Origin of the sequence: Neisseria zalophi, from assembly GCF_008807015.1 — a bacterium.
Classification (GTDB): Bacteria; Pseudomonadota; Gammaproteobacteria; order Burkholderiales; family Neisseriaceae; genus Neisseria; species Neisseria zalophi.
Genome location: NZ_CP031700.1, coordinates 2,239,828 through 2,254,160, shown reverse-complemented (window position 1 = coordinate 2,254,160; position 14,333 = coordinate 2,239,828). Strand labels below are relative to the sequence as shown.

The 14,333-nt window shown below is 44.1% G+C and carries 13 protein-coding genes; 6 read left to right on the top strand and 7 right to left on the bottom strand.

Annotated elements, in window-relative coordinates; all coding sequences use genetic code 11:
* Window positions 1–94: 94 nt before the first annotated feature.
* Window positions 95–1,924: a BCCT family transporter gene (locus D0T92_RS10420; RefSeq protein WP_225315111.1), complete on the bottom strand. Its 1,830-nt coding sequence runs from the start codon at window positions 1,922–1,924 to the stop codon at window positions 95–97.
* Between the two features lie 378 nt (window positions 1,925–2,302).
* Here D0T92_RS10420 and D0T92_RS10415 point away from each other — a divergent pair, with 378 nt between their 5' ends.
* Together D0T92_RS10415 and D0T92_RS10410 are read left to right on the top strand one after the other, a co-directional pair.
* The gene (locus D0T92_RS10415) at window positions 2,303–3,103 is read left to right on the top strand and encodes an NUDIX domain-containing protein (RefSeq protein WP_151052635.1); all 801 of its coding nucleotides are present in this window, start codon (window positions 2,303–2,305) and stop codon (window positions 3,101–3,103) included.
* Window positions 3,104–3,547 carry a hypothetical protein gene (locus D0T92_RS10410; RefSeq protein WP_151052633.1) on the top strand — a complete coding sequence of 148 codons (444 nt, stop codon included), beginning with the start codon at window positions 3,104–3,106 and terminating at the stop codon, window positions 3,545–3,547.
* A 52-nt stretch (window positions 3,548–3,599) separates the two neighbouring features.
* Here the strand turns inward: D0T92_RS10410 and tfpZ are convergent, their stop codons facing one another.
* The 4 genes from tfpZ to D0T92_RS10390 form a co-directional block, all read right to left on the bottom strand.
* A complete protein-coding gene (gene tfpZ, locus D0T92_RS10405; protein ID WP_318527722.1) occupies window positions 3,600–4,373 on the bottom strand; it encodes a TfpX/TfpZ family type IV pilin accessory protein in 774 nt (257 codons plus the stop codon).
* Window positions 4,374–4,392: 19 nt separating this feature from the next.
* A complete protein-coding gene (locus D0T92_RS11780; protein ID WP_318527721.1) occupies window positions 4,393–4,953 on the bottom strand; it encodes a pilin in 561 nt (186 codons plus the stop codon).
* An 88-nt stretch (window positions 4,954–5,041) separates the two neighbouring features.
* A complete protein-coding gene (locus D0T92_RS11775) occupies window positions 5,042–5,590 on the bottom strand; it encodes a pilin (RefSeq protein WP_151052629.1) in 549 nt (182 codons plus the stop codon).
* Between the two features lie 586 nt (window positions 5,591–6,176).
* Window positions 6,177–7,595 carry a tetratricopeptide repeat protein gene (locus D0T92_RS10390; protein WP_151052627.1) on the bottom strand — a complete coding sequence of 473 codons (1,419 nt, stop codon included), beginning with the start codon at window positions 7,593–7,595 and terminating at the stop codon, window positions 6,177–6,179.
* A gap of 425 nt (window positions 7,596–8,020) precedes the next feature.
* On the opposite strand from D0T92_RS10390, the gene D0T92_RS10385 reads away from it, so the two are divergent.
* Both D0T92_RS10385 and D0T92_RS10380 read left to right on the top strand, forming a co-directional pair.
* Window positions 8,021–8,842, top strand: a complete 822-nt coding sequence (locus D0T92_RS10385; protein ID WP_151052625.1) for an arylamine N-acetyltransferase family protein — start codon at window positions 8,021–8,023, stop codon at window positions 8,840–8,842.
* Window positions 8,843–9,097: 255 nt separating this feature from the next.
* Window positions 9,098–9,481: a nuclear transport factor 2 family protein gene (locus D0T92_RS10380; protein WP_225315110.1), complete on the top strand. Its 384-nt coding sequence runs from the start codon at window positions 9,098–9,100 to the stop codon at window positions 9,479–9,481.
* 21 nt (window positions 9,482–9,502) lie between these two features.
* Here the strand turns inward: D0T92_RS10380 and D0T92_RS10375 are convergent, their stop codons facing one another.
* Window positions 9,503–10,279, bottom strand: a complete 777-nt coding sequence (locus D0T92_RS10375) for a hypothetical protein (protein ID WP_151052623.1) — start codon at window positions 10,277–10,279, stop codon at window positions 9,503–9,505.
* Window positions 10,280–10,569: 290 nt separating this feature from the next.
* Here D0T92_RS10375 and D0T92_RS10370 point away from each other — a divergent pair, with 290 nt between their 5' ends.
* Together D0T92_RS10370 and D0T92_RS10365 are read left to right on the top strand one after the other, a co-directional pair.
* Window positions 10,570–11,598: a YeiH family protein gene (locus tag D0T92_RS10370; RefSeq protein WP_151052621.1), complete on the top strand. Its 1,029-nt coding sequence runs from the start codon at window positions 10,570–10,572 to the stop codon at window positions 11,596–11,598.
* A gap of 225 nt (window positions 11,599–11,823) precedes the next feature.
* Window positions 11,824–13,359, top strand: coding sequence for a phospholipase D family protein (locus D0T92_RS10365; protein ID WP_151052619.1), 1,536 nt, complete (start codon window positions 11,824–11,826; stop codon window positions 13,357–13,359).
* A 95-nt stretch (window positions 13,360–13,454) separates the two neighbouring features.
* Here the strand turns inward: D0T92_RS10365 and D0T92_RS10360 are convergent, their stop codons facing one another.
* Window positions 13,455–14,237 (bottom strand): 1-acylglycerol-3-phosphate O-acyltransferase, encoded by a 783-nt coding sequence (locus D0T92_RS10360; protein WP_151052617.1) that lies wholly within the window; start codon window positions 14,235–14,237, stop codon window positions 13,455–13,457.
* Between the last annotated feature and the right edge of the window lie 96 nt (window positions 14,238–14,333).

Here is a 14,333-nt window from a genome sequence, read left to right as displayed (position 1 = left end):
CTAATTATTAATTGATAAGGCCGTCTGAAAGATAGTATTCAGACGGCCTTTTATAGCAAGTTAGACGGCTTTTTAGCCTATTATGTTTGATGCGTTATGATTGTGTATCGGTATCACTGTCGCTGCTATGGCGCATCTCTTCATATTCGGCTTGTTGCGCCCATACCGAACCTTCCGGTGCTTGCGAGGTTTCGCCATGCTCCCACGGTGCATTGGAAGGTATTTCTTCGATATGAATCGTGTTCAGCGAATAGTCGGGCTGGTAATACAAGTCGTATTTTGCCGCTTTAATCACAGAGAGCATCATCATACTCATAATAATCAGCAATGGTGCACCGGCAAAAATAGAGGCCGTTTGAAGGGTATCCAAGCCGCCGATAAACATCAATGTGGCCGGCATAAAGCACAAGGTAAACGCCCAGAATAAACGGTTCCAACGATGAGGTTCGCCATCCACTTCTTTTTGCACCACAGAAGAAAGAATATAGGAAATACTGTCGAATGTGGTTGCGGTAAAGATAACGGCCAAAACGGTGTATACAGCGATCGCCAGTTTGGCAAAAGGCAGCGTGTTCAGAATAGCAAAAATCGTAGCTGTTGCACCTTTATCACTTAATACGGCCACTACATCCAAGGTATCTGATAATTGCAGATACAGGCCATAGTTACCTAACACGATAAAGAATACGGCACAGCCCAAAGAGCCGAAAAATAACGAACCAATCGCCATTTGACGAATAGTACGGCCTTTAGAAATTTTGGCAATAAACAAGCCGATAGTGGGGGCGAATACCAACCACCATGCCCAATAGAAAATAGTCCAGTCTTTGGGGAAACCGGTATTTTTAAAGCCGTGCTGTTCAAATTGGCCGAAGGATTCCGTCCATGTCATCATGGTGAACATTTGTGTGAGCGAGCGGCCGAGGCTTTCCAGTCCGGTATTTAAAATAAACACGGTCGGGCCTGCAACTAATACAAAAATTAAGAATGCGATAGCCATATAAAAGTTGATATTCGATAAAAACTGAATACCACCTTTTAAACCCTGATAAGCACTATATGCGAAAATCATGGTAGTAACCAACAGTACGCCAAGTTGCATATAGATGCTGTTTGGGGTGCCGAAAAGTTCGTATAAACCGTGGGTAATTAGTGGAGAAGCCAAGCCTAAAGTAGTGGCACCACCACCAATCATACCGAAAACGAAGAAAATATCGATTGTCCGCCCCCAGTTGCTTTTGGCGAATTTTTCACCGGTAAGCGGCATCAGGCTTTGGCTTACCTTTAATACGGGCGAATTACGCACGTGGGCAAAATAGGCAATGGCAATCGCCGGAACCAAATAAATCGCCCATGCAATCGGCCCCCAGTGAAACAAGCCGTAAGTGCTGGCCCATTGAATGGCAGCGGTAGAGCCGGGTTCAAGAGCAAAAGGTGGGCCTTGATAATAATAAACCCACTCTAAAGTGCCCCAGTAAAGAATACTGGCACCGATACCGCCGCAAAACATCATGGCAGCCCATGATCCGGTTTTAAATTCTATTTCATCTTCCGGTTTGCCTAATTTAATGCTGCCGATATCTGAAAAAGAAATGTATATGACAAAAATAAAGGCAAGTACACCGAAAGCCAGATAGCCGACACCGAATTTATCGGTAACAAAAGCTTTGGTAGTAGCCACCCATTCCGAACCTTGTTCAGGGAAGGCAACCAACGGCAAGGTAACAACCAGTAAAATTACCAACACACCGAAAAAAGTAAATTTATCAATGCGGGTATCCGGTATTGCCGAAGTACTGCGGGGCTGGAAGTTTTTATCGGAATCAAACATGCCCAAGTGGCGGTATGAATACCGGGTTTGGGCAGGTTTGTAGCGGAAACTGATTGTTTTTTTATTTTTATCAGGTTGTTTTGGATTGGACAAAGTAAACTCCTTGAATGAATTTTTTTGTATGTTATGAAATTTTTTACTGTATTTCGTCAGATAATGTCAAATAAGAAAAGAATTTGTAATTAAAAATAAACACCCGACATTATAGCATATTTGTATTTTCATGATTTTTAACAATAAATATTAATATTATTAATGTAATGAAATTTATTTTCAGATGGCCTTGGCGATTGTTTAGAACAAGTTCAAATATATTTTGATAAGGTAAGCCTTATTTAAGTTCTATATTGCTAGATATATAATTCCGCTTTCAAAATATGTTCCTTTAGATGAAGGGTTGTCGGTTGTCGAGGTGACGGTAAGGGTTCGTTTCTGTATATTCCGGCTAACAAAAATCAGAGAGTTAACACTATGGATGTTTCACGACCCTTAGTCCGCGTGGTAGCGGGTGTGGTTTTAGATGCGCAAGGCCGTTATCTGCTCAGTTCGCGGCCTGAGGGCAAGCCTTATGCAGGCTATTGGGAATTTGCCGGCGGCAAGGTTGAAGCGGGGGAAACCGAATTTCAGGCTTTGCAACGCGAGTTTGAAGAAGAATTGGGTATTCACATACACCGCGCCCGCCCGTGGCTGACCAAAATTCACGATTATGAACACGCCCGCGTGCATTTAAGATTTTACCGTGTTGAAGCTGGCGATTGGTCGGGCGAACTTCAGGCGCGGGAAGGGCAGGCATGGTCTTGGCAGCGGGCAGGTGATTTCGATGTATCCCCCATGTTGCCGGCGAACGGGCCATTGTTGGCCGCATTGGCGGTGCCGACTACATTAAAAGGCCGTCTGAAAACAGGATTCTACGGTGAAAATAATATGGGCGAATACCGTGTTGTACCGTTTGAGTTGGCCGAACCGCAGCATCAAAATATTTTGATTAGCGAAGAAGCCTTAGCCAAACGCGGTAAAATGCCTGAAGCCGAAAGCGTTTGGGTAGTGATTTCCGATGCCGCCCAATGGCCGCGTGTGCAAGATGCTGATGTGGTGGTTTGGCAGGTTGGGCATCAGGCCGCTGCCGAGGCCGTGTGTGCATTATTGGAAAAAGGTGTTGCGGTGCCGCTGGTGGTGTTGGCCGATAGCGGTTTGGTGCGGCAATATCAAAAATTATGGCTGGCAGCAGGTGCGCATGCCGTATTGATTGATGATGAAACGGAGGCCGTCTGAATGGCTGTTAATCTTGGTTCGAATAAACAAAAAATTCTTATTGCTGTTTTATTGCTGCTTTTTGCCGCAGTGAAAATCGGCGGGCTGCTGTGGTGGAAAAACAGCCAGCCCGATGTCCGCGTAATGGCAGAAGCCGAATGTAATGTTCAAAAAGGCTGCCATTTGCCCAATGGTGCGGAGGTTGAATTTGTCGGACAGGTTTCGACACAAACACCGTTTGATATTGTGATAAACAATGTGCCGCCTGAAACGCAAGAAGTTTATGTGAGTTTTTCTATGCGTGATATGGATATGGGTTTTAACCGCTATAAATTGGTGCGCCAAGAGGGGGGCGAATGGGCAGCCAAGAATATCCGCCTGCCTATATGCACACAAGACCGTAGGGACTATCTGGCCGATATTCATATCGGCGGGGAAGTGTTTCAGATGGTTGTAATGGCGTGAGATAGCAAGGTTTTTATTGAAATAGGGCGGATATAATTATCCGCCCTATTGGCTATTGAAACCCATCTACCGGAACATAGGCAACGGCTTCATTTTTATCGTTGAATACCATTATCCAATCCAGTGTTTTTTCCGATGTGAGCGGTAGGTAATACAAATTATCGGTTTTTGCTGTGTTGCTTAAATATTGGCGGATAACCGCTGCCCGGTCGGGATATTGATCAAGCAGTGTTTTGAGCGGAATTCTGGCATTAGTAATATTTTTTTCCACTTGCGCACGGGGTATCCACCAATCGGGGCGGGCGGCAGGGGGAATGCCTGCCATGGAGAGATTTATACCCTCCAAAAATTCTTCTTGATTTGTTGGATTCCGTGTGCCGACCTGATATATGCCAAATAAGGGTAGCGAGCGGAATGCTTCGGGGGCTTTGGCCAAGCGATCGGGTTCGATTTCTACGGCGGTAGCAACATAAAAACGGTCTTTATCAAAAGCCAATGCCACCGGACGGGATTGTGCTAAAGCATACAGTCCGTAGCATAATGCAGCCAATTGGATGATACCGATTAAACCGAAGTCGCGAATGAGTTCTTTTTTGGGTTTGGCAGGGTTTGCCACAATTAGCGTCAGTAGGGGGCCGCATACTAAATCTACAAGCATTATCAGTCCCATTAGCTTCAGGCTGCCAATCATTTTATAGTAGGGGTTGGGATACCATATTTGAAATACTATTAAACTGATTAGTAGGGCAATTAATAAGCTAATACTTAAATGGGTAAAAAATGCTTTAGTGGCAAAATGTCGGCGGCTTATAGTTATATTGTTCATGATAAAAATTCCGTATGATTTAACGGCATTCAGAAGGGGCGTATTTTCCAGGTAATGTGCCCATTTTCATATTGGTAAAACCACGGCTTTGGGCTGTTTCTGCTGAATCAGACGCACAAGCCCAGTCTACACCCGAATAGGCAATTGCATTAGATAAAGGTTGTTTGTTCATAAATGGTGTAAAAACCAATGTACGCCCTTGTGCATCTCCCGGTAACGAGGCTTTATCTTCTGAAGATAGTTGAACCGTAATGGCACCTGTTTTCTCATCAATAAATGTGCCTGCAATATATTTGGAACCTTTTTCTTCTGCCGGTATGGCATTATGTCCTTTGGCTAATGAGCTTACTTCAACCATGCCCCCTTTTACATAAGATTCGATGACTGAGGTTTTTAAATGGGAAGCTGCAATAATTCCCTCCGTCAGTTTTGCCCTAACGGTATATTGGCTATAAGCAGGAATGGCAATGGCTGCTAAAATACCGATTATGGCTACCACAATCATCAACTCAATTAAAGTAAAGCCGTTTAGGCTATTTTTATATTTAGTTGGGATCATAGGGGGAGATATTGTATTCATTATGTTTCCCTTAGATAAATACCCAAGAACCAATGCTACAGTTCTTGGGTAAACTTTTATTTATATTTATAAAGGTAGAAAGTTTAGATTATTTGCACTCAGACGGAGCATATTTAGCTGGTAACCCATTTGTAGCATCAGCCGCTACTTTGGCTCCAGAACCAAAACGTTTTGTTGCGGTTTCAGCTGCAGCAGAGGTACATGCCCAGTCAATAGAACCAGTAGAGGTTGCTGTTGGAGCTACATTGTTTACAAGAGGATACAAATATAATTTTTTATTATTTAACCCAGTCGGAATACCGTTTGCTTCGGTAGCTTTTAATGATACAGTAATTTTCCAAGGAGTTGCTTCAGCAATTTCAACTGCATTAACATATTTGGAGTTATAGCTAGCACCATTTGTACCACCTGATTTATTGAAAGATTTAGCGGCAGCAGTCATACCTGAAATACCGTCTGTTTGGAATGCTTCAGATAAAACAGATTTAGGCGAAGATCCTGCTAGCAAAGCTTCGGAAACTTTGGCGCGAACGGTGTAGTCTTGGTAGGCCGGCAGGGCGATGGCTGCCAAAATACCGATAATCGCTACTACGATCATCAACTCGATTAATGTAAAACCTTTTTGCATTGCTTTCATGTTTAAAACTCCAGTTAAAAAATTTAAAAAGTATTATGTTTGTATTATGTAAACCGTAATGTGCTTGGCACGTTGTTACTGCGGGTACTGCTTTAATCAAAAGAAGAGGAATACTGCTTACCGTTTTCAGCGTTGCTGTTGCGTTGCCTGTTGCGGTTGCTAAGTATTAAGCAATGCCTGTGCCATATTGTTAAATTTTGTGATTTTTATTTTTATTTTATTGTTTTTATTCGTTTTAAATTTTATGAAAAAGGAATTTAAATGATATTGGCGTTATGCTGATAAGATTTTTTTATGCAAAATGTGCCGTTTTTTGTCGGTTATGTGACTTTCTGCGCGGCAGGAAGTTTATTTTTTTGTCATGCGACGTTTTTTGTCAGTTATGGTTGATTTTTGTTGAGGGTAGGGGTTTTGGTAGGGGTAGGTATTGGTTGGCATTGTTAGGGTGTGAGCGCGGGCGGATATGCAATCCGCCCCTACGGATGGGGTTGGATTGTTTTTGATGGTGGTTCTTGTGGGATATGTTTTCAGACGGCCTGTGCCGTTTGTAGGGGCGGATTGTATATCCGCCCGTTTGTTTGAATGATTAGGCGGCGGGGGTTTGTTTTTGCCATTGTGCCAGTAACTGCCTGAGTTGGGCGGCGTGTTCGTGGCCGTTATTAATGGCGGTTTGCAGCCAGTGGCAGGCGGTTTGGGTGTTAGGCATAACGCCGTATCCGTGGTAATACAGGCAGGCGAGGTTGTATTGGGCGATGGTGTCGCCTTGATTGGCGGCTTGTTCAAACCAGTAGGCGGCTTGGTCGGGGTCGTTATCGACGCCTTGGCCGTTGTAATACATCATGCCGAGGTTGGTTTGGGCTTTGCTGTGGTGCAGTTCGGCGGCCTGAAGATAGAGTTTGCGGGCGAGTAGGTAGTCTTGCGGGCGGTTGAGGCCGTAGTGGCAGGCGAAGGCGGCTTGGTAGGCCTGATCGGCTTTTTGAAACATTAAGGCGGCCTGTTTGGCTTCTTCGTATGCTTCTTTGTGTGTGAGGGCGGTGTCGGAAAGCAGTTTGTGGTGGGCGGCCATATCGCCGAGTTCGGCAGCTTTTTGATATTGGTGTCGGGCAACGCTGGCATCTGCTTCGATGCCGAGGCCGTAGCGGAAGATGTCGCCGAGTAGGCGCAGGGCTTTGGCGTTGCTGCGGCGGGCGGCGGCCGAGGCGTATTTGCGGGCTTTGATGTAGTCGCGTTCTACATATTTTCCGGTGAGGTAGAGTTCGGCCATTGCGGCTTGGGCGTCGCAGTCGTTTTTCTCGGCGGATTTTTCCAGCCAGTCAACGGCTTCGCTGTTGTTGAGTTCGAGTAATACTTCACCGAGTGCGGTTTGGGCGGGCTGGAAATCTGCTTGGGCGGCGGGGGTGAAGTGCTCAATGGCTTTGTGTAGGTCTTTGCCGACGAATTGGCCGTAGCGGTATTGGTTGCCGAGCAGCCAGTGGGCGGCGGTGATGTTTTGGTCGGCGGCTTGGGTGAGTAGTTGGTGAGCGCGGGCAAGATCGGGTTCGGCGGCTTGTTGGTAGTATTTGGCGAGATAGACTTGTGCTTCGCCGTGGCCTTGTTCGGCGGCTTTTTCTGCCCAATAAACGGCTTTGGGGTTTTTATGGTCGGCGTAGTATTCGAGCAGGCGCAGTTGGGCTTGCAGAATGCCTTGTTCGGCTAAATCGGTATAGGCGGGGATTTGCTGTTCGAAGGGTTCGCCGTTGGCGGCGCGCAGTTGCAGTAGGTTGTAGCGGGCGTATAGGTGGCCTTGTTCGGCTGCTTTTTTCAGCCATTGAGTGGCGGCGGGGTAGTCGGGTTTTCTGCCGACTGATCCGCTCAGCAGGCAACCGGCCAGTTGAAAGGCGGCCTCAATGTGCCCACCTTCGGCTGCTTGAAGGAGAAAGGGTATGGCTTGGGCAGTGTTGTTGGGGTTGTGCAGTAGGATGTCATGCCCTTTTTGATACAGTGATTCTGGCGTATTTTGATTCATTTGTGGTTATGCCGGATAGGTTCTAAAAACTGTATTGTATAGCAACTTGTTGCTAACATGCTATTTTTAAAAAAGTTTTTAATAAACTAAATGATTATTTTATATATTATCAGATAGGTTGTTCGGCTGGGTGGGCGTAGATGTGTCGGTGGGGTTTGGTGCTCGGGTACTTTCATTTTTTATTGTGCTTACTTATTGAATATATTTATTTCAGACGGCCTAAGTTGTTTTGTTGGGGCGGATGGTATATATGGCCGTCTGAAAGGATTCGGCAGGCTTGTTTTATGGGGTGTGATTTTATAGTATTTGTCTTGATATCGAAGATGGCGGTATTGAAACTCTATAAAATCTGATATCTAAAATTGGATTGTGTAAGTTTAATACTTTTACTATGTCGATAATGTATAGATAACAATTCGGAAATTATGATGGACATTCAAAAAATCGTTGACGGTTATTTAAAAGCTTTAAACATCACTGATGATATTAAAACTTTAGAAGATGTTTGTCAGTTGGCACAAGCCCATCTAAAAGCTTTCTGTTTTGGCAATGCTAAAATTTTAGTGGGCGAAACGGTGCCTATTGATATTGAATCGGTTTATAACAATTTAGTGGTTAAAAGAAGAGGGGGCTATTGCTTCGAACAAAACAAACTCATGTATGAAGTACTCAAGGCCAAAGGATTTGAAGTCGGTCAGCATTTGGCACGAATAGTCAATAATGAAAAACCTAGAATTCCCTTAACGCACAGGGTTACCTTATTATCTTATCAAGGTGACACCTATGTAATTGATGTTGGCGTTGGTTTCCGCAGCCCCGGCGTTGTCCTCAAACTTAATGCCCCTCAGCCTATGATGAGCCACTTGGGCATCCAATATCATGTTTTTCCTGTGGATGAGCAAAGAGATATTTATACGCTACAAATGATTCAAAAAGAAGAGAAATTTAATATTAGTGAGTTTGATTTAATTGCAAATATAGATTCAGATTTTGAAGTGAGTAATTTTTATTGCTACATGAATCCCGAAACTATATGGCGTAATCATTTGATTATGTCTTGCTTGGGGGATGATGCCATTTATTCCCTAAGGGATAGCAGCTATTTTAAAATTTATGACACACATACAGAACAGATAGAAATCCAAGAATTTAAACAATTTGCTGATATTATGCAAAACGAATTAAATGCTCATTACACCCGAGACGAGCTAGCGTTATTATTCAATAACTATATTAAGGGCAATTAAATTGCCAAAAATAATTTAACAGGCAAATTGCGTATTCATTAGGATATGCGGCTTTACCTATCATAGTGGTTTTTCTTTTTAGTAGGTTGAATATATTTATCTTTTTAATTTTATTGTGTTTTTATGTGTCATGTATTGATATTGTCGGCAAATATAATATTTTGAAAATCAGAACAATCTTTGTGATAATTTGGAACGATAATAACGGTATACGTTATGCAAAGTGTAAGAATGATAGAAAAGGAAAGGATAAATATGGAATCGGCTAAAGATTGGGCAGCGATGGTCCGTGAAGCGGAGAAAAAACGAATAGGCTATATGATTGCGGGGCAATTTGAGAAATTTGCGGCGATGTGCAGCCCTAGCCTACGTTATGTACATAGCGGCGGCTCAGTAGACGGATTGTCGTCGTTTATGGAAAAAGTGCAGTCCGGCCTTTATGATTATCAGCGGATTGATTACCCGATTTATGAAGTTCGTGTTTTGGGCGGCTGTGTTTTGGTATTTGCTGAGTTTAACGCCGATGTTTTGGTTGGCGGCCAATTAAAAAAATTGGACAACCATGCCGTGTCGGTATGGGAAATAGATGGTGAGGATTTGAAGTTTGCGTTTTATCAGGCCACGCCGAAGGCGAAGTAAGCAAAATACATATTTCATGTATTATTCATATTCCAGCCAGTCGTAGACACTTTCCCAAAGGGCTGTTTCTTCAGACGGCTCTCGATTGTGTAATAGCGCTTCTTCTAAGGCTGTATGAAAAATACGACGGGTATTTTTTTGGTTAAACCAATTATCCATGTGTGCAATAAACTCATCACGTTGGGGGCAGTAATCAGGAAGATGGAGTAGTTTTTTCCAGCTGACACGATTGTATTCCCAGTTTATATGTTGATATATATCAATAAAATCACTAAGGGCAGGTAAAGTGTGCGCATAAGCATTCCAGCGTGCAGTAAGCTCGTCGGTAATTCTTAGGCCTGCCCAGTGAAACATCAGAAGGTAATTGGCTATATGACTACGGTAGGTGGTTTGCCATGCTTCTTCAGTAAAAAGTGAAGAAGTGAACGCATGTGCAAATTGCCGGATGAGTTTTTGTTCATCAGGGTTCCAACAATCATTATGATTTAGGGCAAGTTTACTGAGCGTGGTTTCAGTCAATACCCCCAATTCTTTTTTTTGTGCCAATAATTCAAGAATACGTGGCAGGAAATGCTTAACTTCCTGAATATAAGAGTATTCATCATTGAGTGGAACGCTCGATAGATAGCTTTGTAGCCATTCAGGCGGAAGCTCGCGTAAAGGAATTGCAAGAAAATTATGTTGTTCGTCTAAAGGTATGCAGCTATTGCATTGGCATATATTAAGTGGGGGATTTGCATGATAATTGGAAAATAGATAGTAGGCAGCCGTAATCACTTCGTTTAATGTGTTTGCCATAAAAAATATTCCAATGGGGTTTATCGTATTTATAAATACGTTATCTTTTATCTTAAATAAAATTAGGATATTTGCAAAGTGCGGTAGCAGGCAAAACGTTTATTGTGATAATGTTGGTTTAAATGATATCCGATTTAAGTTTGGCAATAGCTTTAACTTTAAGTAGAAAGTTAAGTAGTTTGTCGTTGAGGTGGCAGTTAGTTTGCCGCTATAAGGTTCTTAACTAATAAATTTCCAAATATTTGTACACCTAATATATCGTTAAAACAGTTGAATGATGGAGAAGAATAATGCCGTCCCGCTTTTTATGGCTTGGCCAGCTATTGCCTCTATTGGGTGTTTCGGTTGTCTGTATAGGGTTGTCGAAATCGGCAACGCTTTCGGCATGGGGGATTAGCCCGCTGACATTGGCCATTGTAATGGGTATTGCGGCGGGCAATACTTTATTTGTACGGTTTCCTGAATTATGGTTGGAGGGCATTGCTTTCAGTAAAGGGCATTTGCTGCGGTTGGGCATTATGCTCTACGGCTTCAGGTTAACATTGGCTCAAGTGGCTTATGTGGGGTGGCCGGCATTTTTTACCGATGCGGTGATTGTGGCGGTAACGATGGTGTTGGCCGTGAAGCTGGGGCGGCGTTTTCATGTGAATGATAAAACGGCGGCATTGGTGGGCGCGGGCAGTGCGGTGTGCGGTGCGGCGGCGGTATTGGCGGCACAACCGGTATTGAAAGCGCAAGATCATGATGTCGGTGTGGCGGTGGCGACGGTGGTGGTGTTCGGAACGCTGGCGATGTTTGTTTATCCGTTGCTGGCCGTTTGGATTCTGCCGGCCGATGCTTCTTCGAGTGCATGGTTTGCTTGGGGCATTTATACCGGTTCAAGTGTGCATGAGGTGGCGCAGGTGGCGGCGGCCGGTGCGGCAGTGAATGATACGGTGGCCGATGTGGCGGTAATTACCAAAATGATTCGGGTGATGATGTTGGCGCCGTTGCTGGTGGCTTTATCTTGGTTGATGTCAGGCAAAAACGGGCAAAACAGTGGTAGGAGGCGAATTGCTATGCCGTGGTTTGTTCCGGCCTTTTTGGTAATGGTGGCGGTGAATAGTGCGATTGAGCTGCCGCCATCTTTGCATTCGACCATATTAAATATAGATACCTTGTTGTTGACTATGGCAATGTTAGCGTTGGGGTTGACCACGCGTTGGGAAGCTGTTCGGGCAGCCGGTATCCGGCCATTGATATTGGCGGGTATTCTGGCGGTATGGCTGATGATTGGCGGTGGGGCGTTGTCTTATGCAGGCTATTTGTTGTTTGAATAAATTTGGGAAACAGGTGGCTTGCTCTTTGCTTTTATGTAGTTTTGTGTAATAAGGTGCTTCTGATGGCATTGATAATGCTGATTAATCCATAGGCATTTATGGGGTCAATATGAAAATACGGTTACAATATGGCCGGATTAAATAATTTTCAGACGGCCTGAACCTCTATAAAACAAGGCTTATGTGTTTTTCAGGGAGGCCGTCTGAAACGTGATATATAACTGTATGAAACCACTTTATATTGTCTGTCTGATGTTTTCATTTTTACTGAGCGGCTGTTTGAGCTTGCCTTCATTGGAAGGACGGACGGTCAGCACTTATCTCGACATACCGCCTTCCTCACGGTTGGCTGATACATTAAACCCGCTATCGACTGAGAAAGACGGGCTGAAGGAGGGTATTTCCGGTATTTATATGCTCGATGACGCTCATGATGCTTTTGTTGCCCGGGCAACATTGATTGATTCGGCTGAGCACACACTGGATTTGCAATATTATATTTGGCATAACGATGTATCAGGCAAAATACTGTTTAATATGCTGCACCGTGCTGCAGAGCGTGGTGTTCGTATACGTCTGTTGTTAGATGATAACAATACCAATGGTTTGGATCATGTTTTGGCTGCGCTCGACAGTCATGCCAATATTGAAGTGCGCCTGTTTAATCCGTTTCTTAACCGTAGATGGCGCTCACTCGGATATTTGACCGATTTCCCCCGTCTGAACCGTCGTATGCATAATAAATCGCTGACGGCAGATAATCAGGCAACGATTTTAGGTGGTCGTAATATTGGTGACGAATATTTTAATATTAGTGCCGATACGTCATTTTCCGACTTGGATATTTTGGCAACAGGAAGTGTGGTGACGGAAGTTTCTCAGGATTTTGACCGTTATTGGGCAAGCGATTCGGCGTATCCGTTTGACCGTATTGTACGCCGTGGCAAAGTGGAGGAAGGCTTTGCCGAACTGGTGATTGACGACAATGAGAAAAAAACCGTATTGGCACGTTATTATAATGACTTAACAGATTCAAAACTATTTAAAGCCATTAAAAACAAACAGGTGGATTGGCGGTATGTGAAAGCCATGTTGGTGAGCGATGATCCGGGCAAAGCGCTGGACCGCGCACGTCATAAGCCGCAAATCAGCGAGAAATTAGATGAAGCGCTCGGTTCGCCGGAGCAGGAAATTTATTTGGTGTCACCCTATTTTGTACCGACTAAAGAGGGTACTCGTGCGGTTGCAGAGTTGGTTGAACATGGCGTTGAGGTTACGGTGTTAACCAATTCTTTGCAGGCAACCGATGTGGCTGCTGTGCATTCGGGTTATGCCCGTTATCGTAAACCGCTGCTTCAATCCGGTATCCACTTATATGAATTGAAAGCCAATCATGCCGTACCAAGAAGTAAAGACCGTGGTTTGACAGGTAGTTCGTCTACCAGCCTGCATGCGAAAACGTTTATTGTGGATAAACAGCGTGTGTTTATCGGCTCGTTTAACCTTGACCCACGTTCTGCGCGATTGAATACGGAAATGGGCGTGGTGATTGAAAGCCCGGGTTTGGCAGAAACCATGCAGCAGACCTTGGAAAGAACCACACCGCAATATGCCTACAAGGTGACGCTGGATAAACACCATAAATTGCAATGGCGAGATCCGGAAGACGGGGAAGTGTCTAATAAAGAGCCCGAGGCAGGTTTTTGGAAGCGGTTGACGGTGAAAATTTTATCGGTATTGCCGATAGAAAAATTGTTGTAGATATTTTCATTAAAGATATTGTTTTTAATATAAAAGAAGCCGTCTGAAACTTTTCAGACGGCTTCTTTTATATTGGATGATATCTATCAGGGTTTTTAAACCATGTCATTATTATCGGCATCTTCACAAACTTTTCCGCGCACATAGGCTTCGGCCATTTCTTTGAGCTGGAAACGGTCGATATCGGGGTGTTCATGCGGATATATCGGTTTGGCAAAGTCTACCCGTATATGAAGCTGCGGCATGGAAACAATGCGCCAGAGTGATTTGATTAAGCTGGTATCGGCATAAGAAGGCAGCTCTGTACGGCGGCCTTCATGGTCGTAATAACGCAGGGCGACAGCCTGAACCGGTGCATTGCTATCGATAGCAGATTGAAACAATGCCGCTTTAAACGGCAGGGTATCCAATCCTGGAGATGTGCGCGCTTCCGGAAAAAAGCTGACATTCAGCCCGTTTCTTAAAGCTTCTGAGATGGCTTGATTAATCGGTTCGACATCTTTACGCGAATTGCGGTTAATAAATACCGTACCGGCATTACGCCCCATTTTGCCCAATACAGGCCAATTGCTGATTTCCTGCTTGGAGATAAAGCTGCTTGGCAATAATGCGCTCATGGCAAAAATATCTAGCCATGAAACATGATTGGATACCAATAGCGTGCCGCTGATTTGGAAATGTTCCGGTGGCGTGGAGACGTTGAGTTTGGCATCAACGGCTTGTAAGGCGGTGGTGCCTAAGGTAATCAATGCCTGATTGCGTTCTTCGGCATTGGTACCATCAATTTTGTTTAAATTACGGCCTGTTTTAAACAGCCAGACCACTAATTTGCCCAAACGCATCAGACGTGTGGAAAAAGGGGCTTTTTGTCGGGACATATACTCTTCATTTTTCAAATCGGTCGTGGATTATAACAAGCGGACTAATTTCTAGCGAATAGTAGGATTATCCGAATGCATGGTTATGATATTTAT